This is a genomic window from Pseudomonas sp. PSPC2-3, from assembly GCF_049898265.1.
In the GTDB taxonomy this organism is placed as follows: domain Bacteria; phylum Pseudomonadota; class Gammaproteobacteria; order Pseudomonadales; family Pseudomonadaceae; genus Aquipseudomonas; species Aquipseudomonas veronii.
Genome location: NZ_JAFCXJ010000010.1, coordinates 78,381 through 96,690 on the forward strand (window position 1 = coordinate 78,381; position 18,310 = coordinate 96,690).

The 18,310-nt window shown below is 62.2% G+C and carries 14 protein-coding genes, 4 tRNA genes and 1 pseudogene; 7 read left to right on the forward strand and 12 right to left on the reverse strand.

The features are described from left to right. Positions 1-31: 31 nt before the first annotated feature. Positions 32-1,810, reverse strand: a complete 1,779-nt coding sequence (locus ACP7E3_RS22865; protein ID WP_046384173.1) for an acyl-CoA dehydrogenase — start codon at positions 1,808-1,810, stop codon at positions 32-34. Between the two features lie 259 nt (positions 1,811-2,069). On the opposite strand from ACP7E3_RS22865, the gene ACP7E3_RS22870 reads away from it, so the two are divergent. After that, entirely contained in the window at positions 2,070-3,089 is a 1,020-nt protein-coding gene (locus ACP7E3_RS22870; protein ID WP_046384174.1) for an AraC family transcriptional regulator, read from the forward strand. Between the two features lies 1 nt (position 3,090). On the opposite strand, the gene ACP7E3_RS22875 is transcribed toward ACP7E3_RS22870, so the two are convergent. Then, complete coding sequence (locus tag ACP7E3_RS22875) at positions 3,091-4,137, reverse strand: AraC family transcriptional regulator (RefSeq protein WP_046384175.1); 1,047 nt, start codon at positions 4,135-4,137, stop codon at positions 3,091-3,093. A 161-nt stretch (positions 4,138-4,298) separates the two neighbouring features. Between ACP7E3_RS22875 and ACP7E3_RS22880 the strand changes: the two genes are divergently transcribed. Both ACP7E3_RS22880 and ACP7E3_RS22885 read left to right on the forward strand, forming a co-directional pair. Continuing rightward, the gene (locus ACP7E3_RS22880) at positions 4,299-5,150 is read left to right on the forward strand and encodes a 3-hydroxybutyryl-CoA dehydrogenase (protein ID WP_017846817.1); all 852 of its coding nucleotides are present in this window, start codon (positions 4,299-4,301) and stop codon (positions 5,148-5,150) included. Continuing rightward, positions 5,143-5,757: a TetR/AcrR family transcriptional regulator gene (locus tag ACP7E3_RS22885; RefSeq protein ID WP_126587881.1), complete on the forward strand. Its 615-nt coding sequence runs from the start codon at positions 5,143-5,145 to the stop codon at positions 5,755-5,757. Before ACP7E3_RS22880 ends, ACP7E3_RS22885 begins: the two co-directional genes overlap by 8 nt. Before the next feature lie 6 nt (positions 5,758-5,763). Here the strand turns inward: ACP7E3_RS22885 and ACP7E3_RS22890 are convergent, their stop codons facing one another. Then, positions 5,764-6,399, reverse strand: coding sequence for a response regulator transcription factor (locus ACP7E3_RS22890; RefSeq protein WP_017846815.1), 636 nt, complete (start codon positions 6,397-6,399; stop codon positions 5,764-5,766). Positions 6,400-6,415: 16 nt separating this feature from the next. Continuing rightward, positions 6,416-7,915: a PAS domain-containing sensor histidine kinase gene (locus tag ACP7E3_RS22895; protein WP_128192195.1), complete on the reverse strand. Its 1,500-nt coding sequence runs from the start codon at positions 7,913-7,915 to the stop codon at positions 6,416-6,418. A gap of 261 nt (positions 7,916-8,176) precedes the next feature. Here ACP7E3_RS22895 and ACP7E3_RS22900 point away from each other — a divergent pair, with 261 nt between their 5' ends. Further along, a complete protein-coding gene (locus ACP7E3_RS22900) occupies positions 8,177-9,799 on the forward strand; it encodes an acyl-CoA synthetase (protein WP_017846813.1) in 1,623 nt (540 codons plus the stop codon). A 283-nt stretch (positions 9,800-10,082) separates the two neighbouring features. Here the strand turns inward: ACP7E3_RS22900 and ACP7E3_RS22905 are convergent. From ACP7E3_RS22905 to ACP7E3_RS22920, 4 genes are all read right to left on the reverse strand, one after another. After that, positions 10,083-10,158: transfer RNA gene (locus tag ACP7E3_RS22905), tRNA-Gly, on the reverse strand. A gap of 3 nt (positions 10,159-10,161) precedes the next feature. Next, positions 10,162-10,237, reverse strand: a tRNA-Glu gene (locus ACP7E3_RS22910). A gap of 104 nt (positions 10,238-10,341) precedes the next feature. Next, positions 10,342-10,417 (reverse strand) — tRNA-Gly (locus ACP7E3_RS22915). 2 nt (positions 10,418-10,419) lie between these two features. Next, a tRNA-Glu gene (locus ACP7E3_RS22920) sits at positions 10,420-10,495 on the reverse strand. Positions 10,496-10,852: 357 nt separating this feature from the next. On the opposite strand from ACP7E3_RS22920, the gene ACP7E3_RS22925 reads away from it, so the two are divergent. Together ACP7E3_RS22925 and ACP7E3_RS22930 are read left to right on the forward strand one after the other, a co-directional pair. Further along, positions 10,853-11,623, forward strand: a complete 771-nt coding sequence (locus ACP7E3_RS22925) for a hypothetical protein (protein ID WP_046384177.1) — start codon at positions 10,853-10,855, stop codon at positions 11,621-11,623. 117 nt (positions 11,624-11,740) lie between these two features. After that, positions 11,741-12,553, forward strand: a complete 813-nt coding sequence (locus ACP7E3_RS22930) for an alpha/beta fold hydrolase (RefSeq protein WP_017846801.1) — start codon at positions 11,741-11,743, stop codon at positions 12,551-12,553. Positions 12,554-12,592: 39 nt separating this feature from the next. Here ACP7E3_RS22930 and ACP7E3_RS22935 read toward each other — a convergent pair whose 3' ends face one another. The 4 genes and pseudogenes from ACP7E3_RS22935 to ACP7E3_RS22950 form a co-directional block, all read right to left on the reverse strand. After that, positions 12,593-13,474, reverse strand: coding sequence for a methyl-accepting chemotaxis protein (locus ACP7E3_RS22935; protein ID WP_370737521.1), 882 nt, complete (start codon positions 13,472-13,474; stop codon positions 12,593-12,595). Further along, positions 13,454-14,560 (reverse strand): annotated as a pseudogene (locus ACP7E3_RS22940) (HAMP domain-containing protein); the annotation flags it as partial. The gene ACP7E3_RS22935 and the pseudogene ACP7E3_RS22940, both read right to left, overlap by 21 nt. A 115-nt stretch (positions 14,561-14,675) precedes the next feature. Beyond that, on the reverse strand, positions 14,676-16,088 hold the full coding sequence (locus tag ACP7E3_RS22945; protein ID WP_057003696.1) for a PLP-dependent aminotransferase family protein: 1,413 nt from the start codon (positions 16,086-16,088) through the stop codon (positions 14,676-14,678). Positions 16,089-16,290: 202 nt separating this feature from the next. Next, positions 16,291-17,052, reverse strand: a complete 762-nt coding sequence (locus tag ACP7E3_RS22950) for an SDR family oxidoreductase (protein WP_057003697.1) — start codon at positions 17,050-17,052, stop codon at positions 16,291-16,293. Between the two features lie 228 nt (positions 17,053-17,280). On the opposite strand from ACP7E3_RS22950, the gene ACP7E3_RS22955 reads away from it, so the two are divergent. Then, a complete protein-coding gene (locus tag ACP7E3_RS22955) occupies positions 17,281-18,288 on the forward strand; it encodes an NADP-dependent oxidoreductase (RefSeq protein ID WP_046384181.1) in 1,008 nt (335 codons plus the stop codon). Positions 18,289-18,310 lie beyond the last annotated feature (22 nt).

Genomic DNA, 18,310 nt, shown 5'->3' on the forward strand with positions numbered 1-18,310 from the left:
AAAAAAGTTAGGCACAAAAACCAACGCGCTGTCAGAACTGTTCTTCATCCAACGCCATGATGCTCGCGCTCCCAGCGCTGACCGCCGCCAACAATGCGTGTACCCGCGGCAACAATTGCTCCGCGTAGAAGCGTGCGCTGACGCCCTTGGCCTTGAGGAAGGCCGCATCGCCCGTGCCGGCTTCCAACTGCGCATGCGCCTGCACAGCAGAACGCGCCATGAGCCAGCCGCCCGACAGGTAGCCGAAGAGCATCAGGAAGTTGACGCTGACACTGCCGGCCCAATCCGCATCGTGCTTGGCGTTGTCGAGTAACCGCGACAAGGCCTCGCGCCCGGCGCCGAGCGCAGCGGCCAGTGCCACGGCCTGATAGTCGAGGGCATCGATGTGACGCAGTTGCTCGACGGTTTCATCCATTTCCTCGAGCAGGCTGTTCAGTAACGCGCCTTGGTTCAGCAGGGTCTTGCGCCCCACCAGGTCGAGCGCCTGAATGCCGGTGGTGCCTTCATAAATGGTCAGGATGCGCGCATCGCGATAATGCTGCGCCGCGCCGGTCTCTTCGATGAAGCCCATGCCGCCGTGGATTTGCACGCCGAGGGAGGTGACCTCCTGGGCCAGTTCGGTCAGCCAGCCTTTGACGATCGGGGTGAACACATCGACCCGCCCCTGGTGATGGCGCGCCAGCTCCGGCGTGGGCGCATGCGCGGCACGGTCGACTTCGGCGGCGGCCACCAGCGACAACGCGCGCATCGCTTCGATGGACGCTTTCATCTGCAACAGCATCCGGCGCACATCGGGAAAGTGGATGATCGAGAAACGGCTGCCATCCTTGCGCGTGCCCTGCAGACGGTCCTTGGCGTATTGACGGGCCTGCTGGTAAGCGCGCTCTGCAATCGACAGCCCCTGCAGGCCGACACTCTGGCGGGCGTGGTTCATCATGGTGAACATGCAGGCCAGGCCCATGTGCGGCTCGCCAAGCAGATAACCGACGGCCCCTTCGGGATCGCCGAAATTCATCACGCAGGTCGGGCTGCCATGAATGCCCAGTTTGTGTTCCAGGGAGATGCACTGCACGCGGTTGCGCACACCCGGCTGGCCCTGGGCATCGAGCAGGAACTTGGGCACCACGAACAGCGAAATGCCTTTGACGCCCGCCGGCGCATCCGGCAAGCGTGCCAGGACCAAATGCACGACGTTGTCGGTCATCTGGTGATCGCCCCAGGTGATGAAAATCTTCTGCCCGGTGATCAGGTAGTGGTCGCCCTGGGGCACGGCGCGGCTCTTGATGGCCGCCAGATCGGAGCCGGCATCCGGCTCGGTCAGGTTCATCGTCCCGGTCCACTCGCCGCTCACCAGTTTTTCCAGGTAGGCGCCTTGCAGTTCGGCCGAGCCGTGATGGGCGATGGCTTCGATGGCGCCTTGGGTCAACATGGGGCACAAGGCGAACGCCATATTGGCTGAGTGCCAGATCTCATTGACGGCCGTGCCGATCACGTTCGGCAGGTTCTGCCCGCCGTGTTGCTCCGCAGCGGTCAACGAGGGCCAGCCGCCTTCCTGGAATTGCCGATATGCCTCGGCAAAACCCGGTGCCTCTTGCACACCCTGTTCCCCCAGGTGCGTACCTTGGGTATCACCGACCCGGTTGAGCGGCGCCAGCACGCCGGAGCCCAAGCGGCCTGCCTCGCTCAAGATGGCGCTGACCAACTCGCTGTTGACATCCTGAAGCTGGGCGCTCGCGCACAACTGCTCAAATCCGACCAGTTCCTCCAGCACGAATTCGGTGTCGCGGTACGGATGGGCATAACCACTCATTGTTACTTTCCTCATTCACTCGTTAGACAGGCCGCTACACCCTTCGCCCGCGACCCCATGCCGGGTAATTGACCAAAACGGCCATTACCTTAAAAACCCGGGTCGGTAGCAAGCAGGGACGAAGCCAGCAGCGCAAAGCTCTATTCAGCTTCCTCCGATCCAGCCCCGCGTGGCAATTACCAAATCAGTCGAAAAACAGACATAAACGGACAGTCACTTTTGGCTAAACTAACCTCCCCTGCTGCCGGACTCCTGAACGATGGGCATCGAGCGTTATTCCATCTCCATGTACTTCGCCCACATCCTGATGACGGCTGCGCGCCGCCTCGCGCTGGACGAAGAGGTATTGCTCAAGGAAGCCGGCATCAGCCGCAAGCGCCTGGACAACCTGCACCTGCGCATCACCCCCGACCAGTTCAGTCGCTTGATGCAGGCCGTGTGGCGCTTGAGTGATGATGAGTTTTTCGGCGCAGGTTCACAGCGCTGCCCGAAGGGCTGCTTCGCGATAATGGCCAAGCAAGTGATCCATTCGCACAACCTGCATTCGGTGTATTACAAGCTCAGCCATTTCTACAACGTGATGAACGACTCCCTGCACCTGGAGCTGAAAGTCGTCGGTGATGAGGCCATGTTTTCCATGGCCTTGAGCGACCCGAGCCTGGACCCCGGTTACCTGTTGAGGGGGTTTTTACTCTTGCTCTGGCATCGTTTCCCCAGTTGGCTGATCGGCCAGCGGATCACGCTCAAGCGGGTGACGTTCGACCATCCCGAGCCTGCCCATTCAGCGGAATACCGCTTGATGTTTCCGTGCCCCACGCATTTTGACCAACCTGAGACCTGCCTGGTGTTCGACGCCCGGATGCTCACCGCGCCGCTGGTACAAACCGCGGAAACCCTGGCCTACCACCTGCAGCGCGCACCGGTGGACTGGTTCACCCGCCCCGCCTATTACCCGGTTTACACGCGACGGGTGCTGGACCACCTGGAGAACGTCAGCGATCTCGCCAAGGCCACCATCCAGAGCACCGCCAGTGAGCTGCACCTGACGGAAAGAACGCTGCGGCGCAAGCTGCTGGCCGAAGGCAGCAAGTTCCAGAAACTCAAGGACGGGGTACGCCGCGACATGGCCATTCATTACTTGAGCCAGACGTCGATGTCGATCAACCAGACCTCGCAACAGCTGGGGTTCTCGGACCCTTCGGCGTTCACCCGGGCCTTTCGCCAATGGACCGGCGAGTTACCCAGGACTTACCGCGACGCGGCGCTCAACCGAAAATGACTCAGGCGTCCAGGCGCGCAGGCCGCGACACTTTGCCCTGGACCCGCTCGCGGTAACGCCCCGGGCTTTCGCCGGTCCACTTCTTGAACGCGCGATGGAATGCGCTGGGTTCCTGAAAACCGCATTGCGCGGCGATTTCACCGATGCTGGCGCGCGTCTGGCAGAGCAGTTCCAGCGCCAGGCTGCGGCGCACTTCGTCCTTGATCTCCTGAAACGAGCAACCTTCGCGCTCCAATCGGCGGCGCAAGGTGCTGGGGCTCATGTGCAAATCCACGGCCAGATCCTCCAGCGCCGGCCACTGGCTGTAGTGGCTGCCACGCAGGCGTTGGTAGACCTGGGTCGCCATGCCGTCCTGGTTGCGAAAGCGGATCACCAGCCATTGCGGCGCGCTGCGCAGAAACACCTTGAGCGACGCCAGGTCCTGCACCACGGCCAGACGCAGGTAGCTGCTGGCGAACTCGATTTCGGTGCGGGCCGCGCCAAACGTCAGGTTGTAGCCCCACAGCAATTGATCGTCGCTGAGCGGCGCACGCACATGGCGAAAGTCGGCGCGATCGATGGGCACGCGGCGTCCGCCCAGCCAGCACAGCAGGCTGATCATCAGTACCAGGAAGGTTTCCTCACCGTAACGCCGGGTGTCCTCATCGCCGCCGCCAACTTCCAGGCTGAGTACCGCGCGCTTGCCATGCACGCTGAGGCTGCCGCGAAAGTCGCGCAGGAACAGGGCGAAACTGGCCAGGCACTGGGTGAGCGCCTTGCCCAGGTTCGGCTCCTGGATCAGGCCACGGCAGATCAGGGCGAAACTGCCCGGCGGCATGCCGTGGGAGTCCAGGCGGAAGAACTCGTCGTTCAACTCACGGATCTGAATCAGCCATAACGCCGCAAACGCGCTGGCCGGCACCCGGGCCTCGGGCTGGGTCAGCAACGCCGGCGCGATGCCCGCTTCGCACAGCACCGCGGCGAGCCGCTCGGGCTGATCGCGCAGTGCATGGATCATGACCTGCACGAAGTAGACGGCAACCGAATCCTTTTCCCGGGTGGGCATCATTCTGAGTTCCTGTAGCGGACACATGGTAAGAAACGCCAATACAACTGACAGGTTTCGGCATAGGCCGCCACATTGTCGGGCCCTAGACTCTCGCCCAATGGACCGTATTGCAAGGCATGTCTGCCGTGCGACGGCAGCGCACAATTGAAGAGAGACTGACGATGAATCTGCAGAATATCGGCGTGATCGGCGCGGGCACCATGGGTAACGGCATCGCCCAGATCTGCGCCGTGGCCGGCATCAACGTGACCTTGCTGGACATCTCCGCCGGCGCCCTGGAAAAAGCCCTGGCCACCGTGGGCAAGAACCTCGATCGCCAAGTCAGCAAGGGCATCCTCAGCGAACCCCAGAAGCATACGGCGCTGGGCAAGATCCGCACCAGTACCGACTACGCCAGCCTGGCGAATGCCCAATGGGTCATCGAGGCCGCCACGGAAAACCTCGAACTGAAGCGGCGCGTGCTGCAACAGATCGCCGCTCATGTCGATGAGCAATGCGTGATTGCCTCCAATACGTCTTCGCTGTCCATCACCGAACTGGCGGCCGGCGTTAACGCCCCCGAGCGCTTTATCGGCCTGCATTTTTTCAACCCGGTGCCGGTGATGGGCCTGATCGAAGTGATCCGTGGCCTGCAGACCAGCGACACGACCCACGCCCAGGCCATCGAGCTGGCGCAGCACCTGGGCAAGACTGCGATCACCGCCGGCAACCGCCCGGGTTTCGTGGTCAACCGGATTCTGGTGCCGATGATCAACGAAGCGATCCTGGTGTTCCAGGAAGGCCTGGCCAGCGCCGAAGACATCGACGCCGGCATGTGCCTGGGCTGCAACCAGCCGATCGGCCCGCTGGCCCTGGCCGACCTGATCGGCCTGGACACCTTGCTGGCGATCCTCGAAGCGTTCTACGAGGGCTTCCAGGACAGCAAATACCGCAGCGCGCCGCTGCTCAAGGAAATGGTGGCCGCCGGTTACCTGGGGCGCAAGACCGGGCGCGGCTTCCATACCTATGGCTGAGTATCGCTCGCGCTTGTGCGAACACCGCAACAAGGCCCTGGAGTTGCTCGCCAGTAAAGGCTTCGGTCAAGTCGGCATGCGCGAGCTGGCCAGCAGCCTGGGGTTGACCCCGGGCTCGCTGTACCACCACTACCCCAGCAAGCAGCACCTGCTGCTGGATTGGATCGAAGAGTTCTACGAAGAACTGCTGACCACCCTGGGGCGCGTCGAGCAACGGCCGCGCTCACGCCAGGACAACCTGCAACGGCTGATCCACGCCCACCTGAATTTGCATCGAGAGATGCCATGGCACTTCCGCCTGGTGGAGCGTGATTGCGGCTGCCTCACGGAAGACCAGCAGCTACGGGTCCGGCAGTTGCGCGAACAATACGAGCACCGACTGCTGCAAATGCTCGGGCGACCGCGGCGGCTGAGTGTCCACGCCCTGCAAGCGGCCGGCCACGCGATCGCCACGCTGCTGAACAATGCGCCGAGCTGGTTGGCCGGGCAGGCGCTGGATGATGCCGAACGCACCGAGTTACTGGAAAACCTGCTGACCGGCGCCATCGAGCGCGTGCTGGCAACAAGGGCCAGCGACCGGCCGAGCCTGCAGATTGCCGTGGCCTGAGGCCTATCAGCGCAATTGCAGGGGGTCCACCAGGCCGGCGGCAATCGCCATCCCCACCAGCTCCGGCAAATGGCTGGCCGCCATGCGCTTCATGACCCGCGCGCGATACAGATCGATGGTCTTGACGCTGACGCCCAACTGCTCGGCGATTTCGCGGTTGGTATAACCCTGCACCAACGGCAGCAATACATCGCGCTCGCGTGGCGTGAGTTGCTGCAGCCGCGCCTGTACCCGCGCCGGCCCTTCACCGAGGCTCTGGCGATGATCAGCCTTGCTCAGGGCCTGCAGGACACTGTCCAGCAGCAACTGTTCGTTGTAGGGCTTCTCGATAAAGTCATGCGCCCCGGCCTTGAACGCGCGGACCACAATCGGCACATCGGCGTGGCCGCTGACGAAAATCACCGGCAGGTGCAAATCACGGCTGCGCATGTGCTCCTGCACATTCAGGCCGCCCATGCCCGGCATGCGTACATCCAGCAGCACACAGGCGTTGAGGCGGCTGTCGCAGGCGTCGAGAAACTCGCGGCCACTGGTAAACGGCAGCGCCTTGAGGCCCACCGATTCGAGCAACCAGACGGTCGAGTCGAGCATCCCCTGGTCGTCATCCACCACATACACCACCTGTTCCGTCACGCTCACCATCGCTTGATTCCTCTTCTTATTGTGGAGCGCCGCTCTGCGCGAGCGTGGGCAAGCGGCAGCACATTTGCAGCCCGACCGGCATCGGTTCGGCCTGCAACTCGCCACCGAAGCCTTCGATAATGCTGCGGCTCATGGACAAGCCCAGGCCCAGGCCATTGGCCTTGCTGGTATAGAACGGCGTGAATATCTGTTCCAACTGCGCCGGCGAGACACCGGGGCCCTGATCGCTCACGTCGATCTGCACCCACCCGTCACGCTGCGCCAAGGCACTCATGACGATGAGCGAGGGCTGGCCGGGATGGGCTTCGCGATTCGCCTCGATGGCATTGCGCAGCAGGTTCAGCAGCACCTGTTCCAGCAACACCCGATCGGCGTAAATCAGCGGCAGATTATCCGGCAGGCGATCCTCGATCGTCACCTGACAATCGCTGGCCTCCCAGGCACACAGGCGCACCGCTTCGCGGGCGACCTCGCCGGGGTTCAGCGCCTCCATGCGGCGGCGCCCCTTGCGCAGAAACGCACGCAAGCGCTTGATCACTTGCGCGGCGTGATTGGCATGCACCGAGATCCGTTCCAGGCCTTGAGCCACCCGTTCGGCCGCCGGCGAATCGCTGCCCATCGCGGCCAGATAACGCTGGCTGGCGTTGGCGTAATTGACCACCGCCGCCAGCGGCTGATTCATTTCATGGGCGATACCCGATGCCAGTTCACCCAGGGTCACCACGCGCGCGGTGTGCGCCAGTTCGTCCTGATGATGGCGTTGCTGGGCCTCGCGCAGCTCGCGTTCGGTCAGGGTGGTTTCCTCGGCCTGGACCCTGGCAGTGATGTCGCGGGATACGCTGACCACCTCCACCACCGTGCCGGTGTAGGTCTCGCGGATCGCCCGGCAGGCGGTTTCGAACCACAGGTAATGGCCCTGGCGATGGCGGATGCGATAGGTCATGGTGTAATAACCGTCCTGCTCCAGGCCCTCCCGGGCGCGCCGCACCAACCCCGCCAAGCCCTGCCGATGGAACAGGCGCTGTGCCCGAGTCCCGCGCAATTCCCCCGGCCAATAGCCCAGCAAGGCCCAGGAAGCCGGTGAAGCGTCGAGAAAAGCGCCATCCGGGGTGTGCCGGGAAATCAGGTCGGTGGTGTTTTCGATGATCAACCGATACAGGCGCCGCGCCTTGGTGGATTCGCGCTCGGCGACAATCTGCGCGCTGGCTTCCCGGCAGCGCGCCAGCACGCGGTTTTCACCCGGGTCGGGAATGAACGTCCACACCAGAATGCGCTCGGCGAACTGTGCCTCGACGTTTTCGATCGCCCGCTGTTGCCCCAGGCACGCCTGCACCAGCGGCAAGCAATTGATCGGCAACAGGTTCATACAATCGACCAGGGACAACTGCTCAAGCAACGCCAGCAGCGCGGCGTTGAACTCCAGCGGCCGAGCCTGGGCATCGAGCAGCAGACTCGGCTGCGGGTCATGCCTGAGCAGCGGCGAACCGCCTGTCAAGCGCACGGAGTTGCCGATCATCATGGAACCTATACAGGGAGGGGAACGTCGAGGTCAGCGGAAGCGTTTCATCAAGATATAGTACATATACTATACAACACAGGTAGTACTTCCATATATCTGCGCGGACAGTATATAAAAGCCGCCGGAGAAGTCATTGAGCTTTTCCCGCAGGGACCGGCGTGCCAACGATAAAGCCTCAAGGCCGGCACCGTCAGCTTAACTGCCGTTACCAGCGTCTCGAACAATAGAGCTAATAATCAGCCACCGGGTATCCGCACCATGTCCATTTTCGACCAAGGCCTCGAGCCGACCAGCGTTAATCACATTGCTCTTTCGCCTTTAAGCTTCATTGAACGCACTGCCAGCGTTTATCCCGATTACCCTGCCGTGATCCACGGATCGATACGCGCCACCTGGGCGCAAACCTACAGCCGTTGCCGGCGCCTGGCCTCGGCCCTGGCCGGTCGCGGGATCGGCAAAAACGACACCGTGGCCGTCATGCTGCCCAACATCCCGGCCATGCTCGAAGCGCATTTTGGCGTGCCGATGATTGGCGCGGTACTCAATGCCCTCAACGTGCGCCTGGATGCCGAGGCCATCGCCTTTATGCTCGCGCATGGCGAAGCCAAGGTACTGATCGCCGACCGTGAGTTCCACGATGTGGTGCACGCGGCCATCGGCATGCTTGACCATCCGCCGCTGGTCATCGACGTCGACGACCCGGAATACGGCGAAGGCCAGCCGGTCAGCGACCTGGACTACGAGGCGTTTCTCGCAGAGGGCGATCCGGATTTCGCCTGGCAGTGGCCTGCAGACGAATGGCAAGCCATCTCGCTGAACTACACCTCGGGCACGACCGGCAACCCCAAGGGTGTGGTCTACCACCACCGCGGGGCCTATCTGAACTCCCTGGGCAACCAAATGATCTGGGCGATCGGCAACCACCCGGTGTACCTGTGGACGCTGCCGATGTTCCACTGCAACGGTTGGTGCTACCCGTGGATCATCACGGCCTTGGCCGGGGTCCATGTGTTTCTGCGCCGCGTCGACCCACAGAGAATCCTCAACCTGATCCGCGAGCATCAGGTCACCCACTTGTGTGGCGCGCCAATCGTGCTCAACGCCCTGGTGAACATGCCCGACTCGGCCAAGGCTGCCATCGACCACCCGGTGAACGCGATGGTCGCCGGCGCGGCGCCACCCGCCAAGGTGATCGGCGCCGTGGAAGAAATGGGCATCAAGGTGATCCACGTCTACGGCCTGACCGAAGTGTACGGCCCGGTGACCCTGTGCGCCTGGCACTCGGAATGGGATGAGTTGCCCCTGGAAGAACGCGCCCAGATCAAGGCGCGCCAGGGTGTGCGCTACCCGACCCTGGAAGGCGTGATGGTTGCCGACCCGAAAACCCTCGAACCCACCCCCCATGATGGCCACACCATCGGTGAGATTTTCATGCGGGGCAACACGGTGATGAAAGGCTATCTGAAGAACCCGACGGCAACCGCCGAAGCGTTCGAAGGCGGCTGGTTCCACACCGGCGACCTGGCGGTGACCCATCCTGACGGCTACGTCGAAATCCGCGACCGGCTCAAGGACATCATCATCTCCGGCGGCGAGAACATCTCCACCATCGAACTCGAAGGCGTACTGTACCGCCACCCGGCAATCCTCGAAGCCGCGGTCGTCGCCCGCCCCGATGAAAAATGGGGTGAAACGCCGTGCGCCTTCGTCACCCTCAAGGCCGACCACCAGAACGTCCGCGAAGCCGACATCATCAGCTTCTGTCGCGAACACCTGGCGGGCTTCAAGGTGCCACGCACGGTGGTGTTCACACAGTTGCCGAAGACGTCGACAGGCAAAATCCAGAAGTTCATGCTGCGTGACATGGCGAAAAAGCTCTAGGCCGTTTCCATCAAGCCCGAACGCTGCGCGCACACGCTCGTGTCCGATTGAACGGCATGGACGCTAGCTGACGGGATTGATGCAGCCAACCTCAAACCGATGCCCTCCTCTATGGAGGGCATTGTTTTTTGTGCAGGCGCGGTTGAGGTGTGTCGGATAGCCCGAAGCGCTCAAGCCACCCACAGCAGATGCAATATTTGATTTATCGCAGAAACGAAAAAAGACGCCGAAGCGTCTTTTTTTCGCTGACTCCCAGGCCCGATGGACACTGCAAATCAAAAATTGGAGCGGGAAACGAGACTCGAACTCGCGACCCCGACCTTGGCAAGGTCGTGCTCTACCAACTGAGCTATTCCCGCAAATGGCGTCCCCTAGGGGACTCGAACCCCTGTTACCGCCGTGAAAGGGCGGTGTCCTAGGCCACTAGACGAAGGGGACACGCTACTGAAACACATGGTGTGTATTTCAGTGCCCAGAGGCCTCGTCCGAAGACTTGGTCCTGGTTTCACTCAATGCCGCCCGAAGGCAACACTGCTTAAAAATGGAGCGGGAAACGAGACTCGAACTCGCGACCCCGACCTTGGCAAGGTCGTGCTCTACCAACTGAGCTATTCCCGCATTGGCGTCCCCTAGGGGACTCGAACCCCTGTTACCGCCGTGAAAGGGCGGTGTCCTAGGCCACTAGACGAAGGGGACACACGTACAACATTCACTCCCTGCCGCGTTTCGCTGTGTGCTTTACGCTGCAAGTGGCGCGCATTCTATGGATGGATTGAAAGGTCGTCAACCCCCCAGGATAAATTTATTTAAATCAATGACTTCGCCCCCCTTTCCAGGCCCGTGCGGGCATTCTGCGCGTCCGCGCCTTGACGCCTATATTCTGGCGCCCGACAAGACGCTATAGTTCGCTCAGCAACTGATGGCATTGTGCATCTACGCAGGGAATGCTTACGTATATAGAAGAAACTACCTGGGCAACTGGTCGAACAGTCCTATCCGGCAGATGTCTCAGTCACTACACTCCACAGCAAACCCTATAAAGAGGTCGCACCGGTGACACCACTCATGATCACCCTGCTGGTAATAGCCGGGATCGCAATACTGATCGCCATTGGCTATATGAACCATGTGGTGGAAAACAACAAACTGGAAAAGCAACGCACCGTGATCGAGCTTAATGACCGGCTGCGTCGCTGTGGTGAAATCACCGAGACCTTCCCCGGCCAGTTGATGACTCCGGCACTCAAGCTGCTGCTGACCCGCCTGGAACTCAACGTCAACCAGCGCTTGTTGCACCTCAACAAGTCCAGCGCACCGCTCAAGGCGCGGATCGCCGAACTGAATGCGCTGGTGGCCCAGGGCGAATCGATCCCGGTCAACAACCCGCCCGGCCCGATCCAGACCGAAGCCAAGGCCAAGGACGTGCGCTTCCTGCTCGAAGCCCTGCACGGTCAGGTCACCCGCGCCGCCCAGGACGGTTTCCTGCCGGCCAATGAAGCCAAGCACTGGATCAGGGAGATTCGCCACATCCTGGTCCTGCTGCACATCGAGTTCTTCAACAACCTTGGCCAGCATGCCCTGCAACAGAACCAGCCGGGCCAGGCGCGCCTGGCCTTCGAGCGCGGCGTGCAGTACCTGCGCAAACAGCCTGAGCCGGCGATCTACAGAGAGCAACTGCAATTGCTGGAGAGTCAATTGGCGCGCGCCAACTCCACGGTGCTGACCAACAGCAAACCGGCGGAAGATGAAGTCAACGAACTGACCGAAGGCCTGAAAGTCGCCGACACCGATGCCGAATGGAAGAAAAAAGTCATCTACGACTGACCTCCCCCACCCCATGTGGCGAGCGCTCCTCGCCACATGCCATCATTTAGCATCTATCCCCTCGCCGCCGACTCGCGTACAAAAGTCCCCCTCACTCCGTGAAGTTAGAGGCCCGCTATGCCTGTCGCCGTGATTGATGGACAACCGCTGCACTATGTTGACCAGGGCCGCGGCCCGGTCGTCCTGCTGGGTTCGAGTTACCTGTGGGACCGCGACATGTGGGCACCGCAGATCGAAGCGCTGTCGCAGCAATACCGCGTGATCGTCCCCGAACTGTGGGGCCACGGCGAGTCCGGGCCGCTGCCGGCGCACACGCGCTCCCTGGACGACCTGGCGCGCCAGGCCCTGGCACTGCTCGACCAATTGCAGATTGCCCAGGTCAATCTGGTGGGTTTGTCAGTCGGCGGCATGTGGGGCGCACGCCTGGCCCTGCTGGCACCCGAGCGGGTCAACAGCCTGGTGCTGATGGACACCTACCTCGGCGCCGAACCCGAGGCCACGCGCCAGCACTACTTTTCGCTGTTCAAGATGATCGAAGACGCCGGCGCCATCCCCGAGCCGCTGCTGGATGTGGTCGCGCCGATCTTTTTCCGCCCGGGTATCGACCGCGCATCGGCGCTGTACCAGGATTTCCGCAAAGTCTTGCAGGGCTACCCCACGGCGCGCCTGCTGGACAGCATCGTGCCCCTGGGTCGGCTGATCTTCAGCCGCGCAGATGTGCTGGAGCAGTTGTCACGCCTGGACGCCGACACCACCCTGGTGCTGTGCGGCGAACAGGACACGCCTCGCCCACCCGCCGAGTCCGAGCAGATGGCCAGCCTGATCGGCTGCGGCCTGAGCCTGATTCCCGACGCCGGGCATATCTCCAGCCGCGAGAACCCGGACTTCGTCAATGAAGCGCTGCTGACCTTCCTCGCCAACCACGCCTGATCGCGCCCCGGCCCTTTGATCGCGGCCCAGCGGCGGCGATCAAAGGCGGAAGTGCCCCACCATGCCCTTGAGTTCCGCGCCCAACCGCGCCAGCGCAATACTCGACGCGGCATTGCCTTGCATGCTCAACGCCGATTGATCGGCACTCGCGCGAATGCTGGTGACGCTGCGGTTGATCTCTTCGGCCACCGAGCTCTGTTGCTCGGCCGCCGCCGCAATCTGCTGATTCATTTGTTGGATCAATGACACCGCGACCGCAATGCTGCCCAGCGCGCTTTCGGTTTCCAGTGCATCGCTGACGGCCAGCTTCACCAACTCGCCGCTCTGCTGGATCTGCTGCACCGACGCTTGCGCCGCGCTGCGCAAGGTGCCGACCAGGCGCTCGATCTCCTCGGTCGATTGCTGGGTGCGCTTGGCCAGCGCCCGCACTTCATCGGCCACCACCGCAAAACCACGGCCTTGCTCACCGGCGCGCGCGGCCTCGATGGCTGCGTTGAGCGCCAGCAGGTTGGTCTGTTCGGCCACGCTTTTGATCACGCTCAACACGCTGCCGATGTTCTGGATTTCGCTGCTGAGGCTGTCGATGCTGGCGCTCGCGCTGGTGCTGGACGTGGCCAGCTGTTCGATGCGCTGCAAACTCTGGCGCACCACCTGCTGGCCGCTGTCGACTTTGTCATCGGCGGTCTGCGCAGCCTGTGCGGCCTCTTCGGCGTTGCGCGCCACATCGTGGACCGTGGCGGTCATCTGGTTCATCGCCGTGGCGACCTGCTCGGTTTCTTCCTTCTGGCTGCTGACCTCGATGTTGGTCTGCTCGGTGACGCTGGACAGCGAATGCGCCGAACTGGCCAATTGCTCGATGCCCGCTTGCAGCCTGCTGACCATATCGCTCAAGCCGCTGCCCATCTGTTGCATCGCCTGCATCAACTGGCCGATTTCATCGCGGCGGCTGACGTCCATGCGCCCACTCAAATCGCCGGCTGCGATCTGCTGGGCCACCGCGATCACCCGGCGCAGCGGCGCGACGATCAACCGGGTAATCACCCAGGCCGCAATCAAGCCCATCAACAGCGCCAGGGCCGAGGAGCCGATAATCAGCAGCGCGCTTTTCTTCAACTGCGCCTGCATCGACTGATCTTCGGCGGCATACGCCTGGTCGACGCGGCTGACCACTTGATCGGCGCGATCATGCAATTGTTTGTAGACCACTTTTTCCTGGGCCAGCAGGCCGGTGTATTCGCCGAGCTTTTCATTGAACGCAGCGATATGCCCGCCGACCTCATTGAGCACCGTCTGGTAACCGGCGTCCTTGACCGAGGTCTTCAGTAACTCGACCTGGGCCAGCGCCTGCTCGGCCTGTTCGATCTTGCCTTGTTCGGCGTTGTCTTCCTGCCCTTTGCGGCTCTGATCGAGGCGCACATGGGCCTCGTTCATGGCTTGCAGCATCAGCCGCGAAACCTGGCTGACCTGCCCCGCCTGCTCGATAAACTCGGCGCCCTCCTTGCCCTGGCTTTCCTTGAGGCCATAGGCGCCATCGTCTGCCAGGCCGGCCTGCAACACATCGAGGTTATTGGCCACGCTGGACACCGACCAACTGGCCATTTCCAGTGCCAGGTCCTTGGTCTGGGTCAGTTCGACGAACTCATCGAACGCCTTGCGGTAAGCCGCCAGGGCCTGTTCGACCTCGGTCATCAGCGGCACGTTGGTCGCAGACTCGGCCTTGAGGCTGGCGGCCAGGGCGGCCAAGGCATCGACTTGCTCATGCAGGGCGTCGACGGATTTGGGGTCGGCGTGCAGCGCGTAGTCCTGCTCGATCAAACGCACCTTGAGCAGCCCGCTGTTGAGCGAAGACATGCTCTTGAGGCCCTCGAAACGCAGGCCAACGGTTTGCAGGGACCACACGCCAATCGCTGCGACCAACGCAGTCAACAGCAGCACCAGGCTGAAGCCCAAACCCAGTTTTTTCGCCATACCGAGGTTGGCGAAACGTCGTTGCACGGCCGAAATCATTGCACTTGAATCCTCTTGCAATGGCGGATGCCATCAAGTCCGGTTTCCCAGCAGCGAGATTCGCAACCCCAAGGCCCTGAACACAAGTCGTTGGCGCCACAATAATGGCAAAAAGCTACACACTCGTCGTTTTCAGAATGGTCGAGGTCGATCTGGCAGGCCCCGCGGCGCGGAACAACGCCAGGGCCCGCTGATCAGCAGCATAGGCCACATTGATGCGCTGCCACTCGCTGTGTTCACCCGTGGGGCTGAACAGCGCCCCCGGCGACATCAACACGCCGAGTTGCCGCGCACACGCCTGCAAGCGTGAACGGTCGGCCATGCGAGGCCGCGCCCAGACAAACATGCCGCCGGCGGGCACGGCGAACACCTGCCATTCCTCATCCTCCAGCACCTGCAAGGTCGCGGCCATTTGCGCGTTCAGGCGTTTGCGCAGGCGCTGCACCCATTTGCGATAGGTGCCGTTGGCCAGCAACGTGGCCATCACCGCTTCGGCAAAACGCGAGGTGCCGATGCCGGTGAGTGTCTTGAGGTGTACCAATTGCGCAATGATCGGCGAACTGGCGCTGAGGTAGCCGACGCGCAGGGCACTGCTGAGGGTCTTGGAAAAACTCGAGACATAGATCACCCGGTCATCATGGGGCAGCGCCGAGAGCCGCGTGCAACTGGCGTGTTGCAGGTCGGCGTAGACATCTTCTTCGATGATCAGAAAGTCTTCGCTGTGCGCCAGCGCCAGCAAACGCTCGGCCACCTTGCGGCACAGGCTGGTGCCGGTGGGGTTGTGATACAGGCTGTTGATAAACAGGCACTTGGGACGATGGCGACGCAGCAGGGCTTCCAGCGCCGGGACGTCCGGGCCGCCCTGGGTACGCGGCACTTCCAGCAGCGTGACGCCGTGGAAGGCCAACTGACGAAAGAGGTTGCCATAACCGGGGGTTTCCACGACCACCGTGTCGCCGGCCTTGAGCAAGGTGCGGATCAGCAGGTCCTGGGCATGGCTGGCGCCATGGGTGGTGAGAATGCGGTCGAGGCTGGTGGCCACGTGAATCTGGGTCAGGCGCTTGAGCAGTTGCTCGCGCAGCGCCGGCAGCCCCAGTGGCGTGCTGTAGTTGAACAGGCCGCCGGTATCGATGCGGCTGACTTCGCGGATCGCGTAGCTGATGTCATCGCTTTCGCGCCAGGCGTCCGGCAGCCAACCGCAGCCGAGTTTCAACTCGCCCAACGGGCTGTCGGTGAAAGCGCCCCACTCTCGCTCCGCGCCTTCATACCAGTGGCGTTCCTGAGCCACCGGCGGCTGCGCCACCACAAACCCGGAGCCCTGCTTCGAGGTCAGCAGGCCCTGGGCCTCCATGCGCTCGAATGCCTCGATCACGCTGGACTGGCTGAGCAGGTTGTCGAGGGCCAGTTGGCGGATGGACGGCAAGCGTGTACCGGGGCTGACCCCGCTCTTGCGAATCCATTCCGCCACCGCGCTGACGATTTGCTGCACCACCGGTACAAGGGCTTGTCGATCGATCCCTAAATCCATGAGCCACTCACTTAACTATCTGTTATTCAACCCAAAACAGTTAAGCACAGAAGCCCGCTCCAACCGGTCGCCAACAGTAACTAAAGTATTGATTTTATTGACTTATTTACCTCCTGATACACATTGGATCACGGCGTTTTGCCAGCTATGGAAATGCCCCACAGCACCTCAAACTTTTTCGAATGAGGTGCGGCTTGGAGTCCTAGATCGCGGTGGCGCCGCCGTCCACCGCCAGGGCGTGGCCGGTGGTGAACGCCGCACCGTCACTGCACAGGTACAACACCGCACTGGCGATTTCCTCGACCTTGCCGATGCGCCCGACCGGGTGCATGGCCGCGGCGAATTCGGCTTTGCGCGGGTCAGCTTCATAGGCACGGCGGAACATGTCGGTGTCGATCACGGCCGGGCATACCGCGTTGACGCGGATGTTCTTTTTCGCGTACTCGATGGCCGCCGATTTGGTCAGGCCGATCACCGCGTGCTTGGACGCGGCATAGATGCTCATCTTCGGCGCGGCACCCAGCCCCGCCACCGACGCGGTGTTGACGATCGCACCAGCGCCCTGGGCCAGCAGCAACGGCAATTGGTACTTCATGCACAACCACACGCCCTTGACGTTGACGCCCATGATCGCGTCGAACTCATCGAGGGTGCCGTCCGCCAACTTGCCTTTCTCGATCTCGATCCCGGCGTTGTTAAAGGCGTAGTCCAGGCGGCCATACGCGGCGACGGTCTGCGCCATCAATTGCTGCACATCGGCTTCCAGGGTGACGTTGCAGCGCACGAACTGCGCCTCGCCACCGGCCTCGCGGATCAGCGCGACAGTGCCTTCGCCGCCCGCTACGTCGAGGTCGGCAACCACTACCTTCAAACCTTCGGCGGCAAACGCCAGCGCGGTGGCGCGGCCAATACCGGCGGCGGCGCCGGTGACCAGGGCAACCTGGCCGGAAAACGTCATGCTCATGGGGGATGTCCTATGGGAGAAATAGCCGTGGGCCGAGTCTAGCCAAGCCCGACACGGGCGCGTCAGCACTATCAGAAGGCCGGTTGGCGCTGCATGAATCACAATGATAAGACCGCCCGGCTGACTATCATCGAAGCCTATCGCCAAGCATTCGCAGTCCTCGGCCGACCTTGCTCGCAGGCCATTATGGGTCTATCAATCAGGCTTCATTTCTCAAGAGTCCTTGCCATGACTGCCCAGACCAACCGCCAGTTCCTGCTCGCCAAACGCCCGGTCGGCGCGGCCACGCGGGAGACCTTCACCTACCAGGAAGTGCCGGTGGGCACGCCACAGGATGGGCAGGTGCTGGTGCGCAACGAATACCTGTCCCTCGACCCGGCCATGCGCGGCTGGATGAATGAGGGCAAATCCTACATTCCGCCCGTCGGCATCGGCGAAGTGATGCGGGCGCTGGGTGTAGGCAAGGTAATCGCCTCGAACACCCCTAAATTCGCCGTCGGGGACTACGTGAACGGCGCCCTGGGGGTGCAGGATTACTTCCTCGGCGAGCCGCGTGGTTTCTACAAGGTCGACCCCACGCTTGCGCCCCTGCCGCGCTACCTGTCGGCGCTGGGCATGACCGGCATGACCGCCTACTTCGCCCTGCTCGAGACCGGCGCACCCAAGGCCGGCGAAACCGTGGTGATTTCCGGCGCGGCCGGGGCGGTGGGCAGCATTGCCGGGCAGATTGCCAAGATCAAAGGCTGCCGCGTGGTGGGCATTGCCGGTGGCGCCGACAAGTGCAAGTTCCTGGTGGATGAACTGGGCTTCGACGCCGCCATCGATTACAAACACGAAGACCTGCCCGCCGCGCTCAAGCGCGAGTGCCCCAAGGGCGTGGATGTGTATTTCGATAACGTCGGCGGCGACATTCTCGACGCCGTGCTCAGCCGCCTGGCGTTGAAAGCCCGCGTAGTGATCTGCGGTGCGATCAGCCAGTACAACAACAAGGACGCGGTAAAAGGCCCGGCCAACTACCTGTCATTGCTGGTCAATCGCGCACGCATGGAAGGCTTCGTGGTGATGGATCACGCGGCGAACTTTGCCGCCGCCGGGCAGGAAATGGCCGGCTGGATGGCGCAGGGCAAGCTCAAGAGCAAGGAAGACATTGTGGAAGGACTGGAGACGTTCCCGGAGACGCTGATGAAGCTGTTCAACGGGGAGAACTTCGGCAAGCTGGTGCTCAAAGTCAGCTGATACACAGCAGATGTCAATGTGG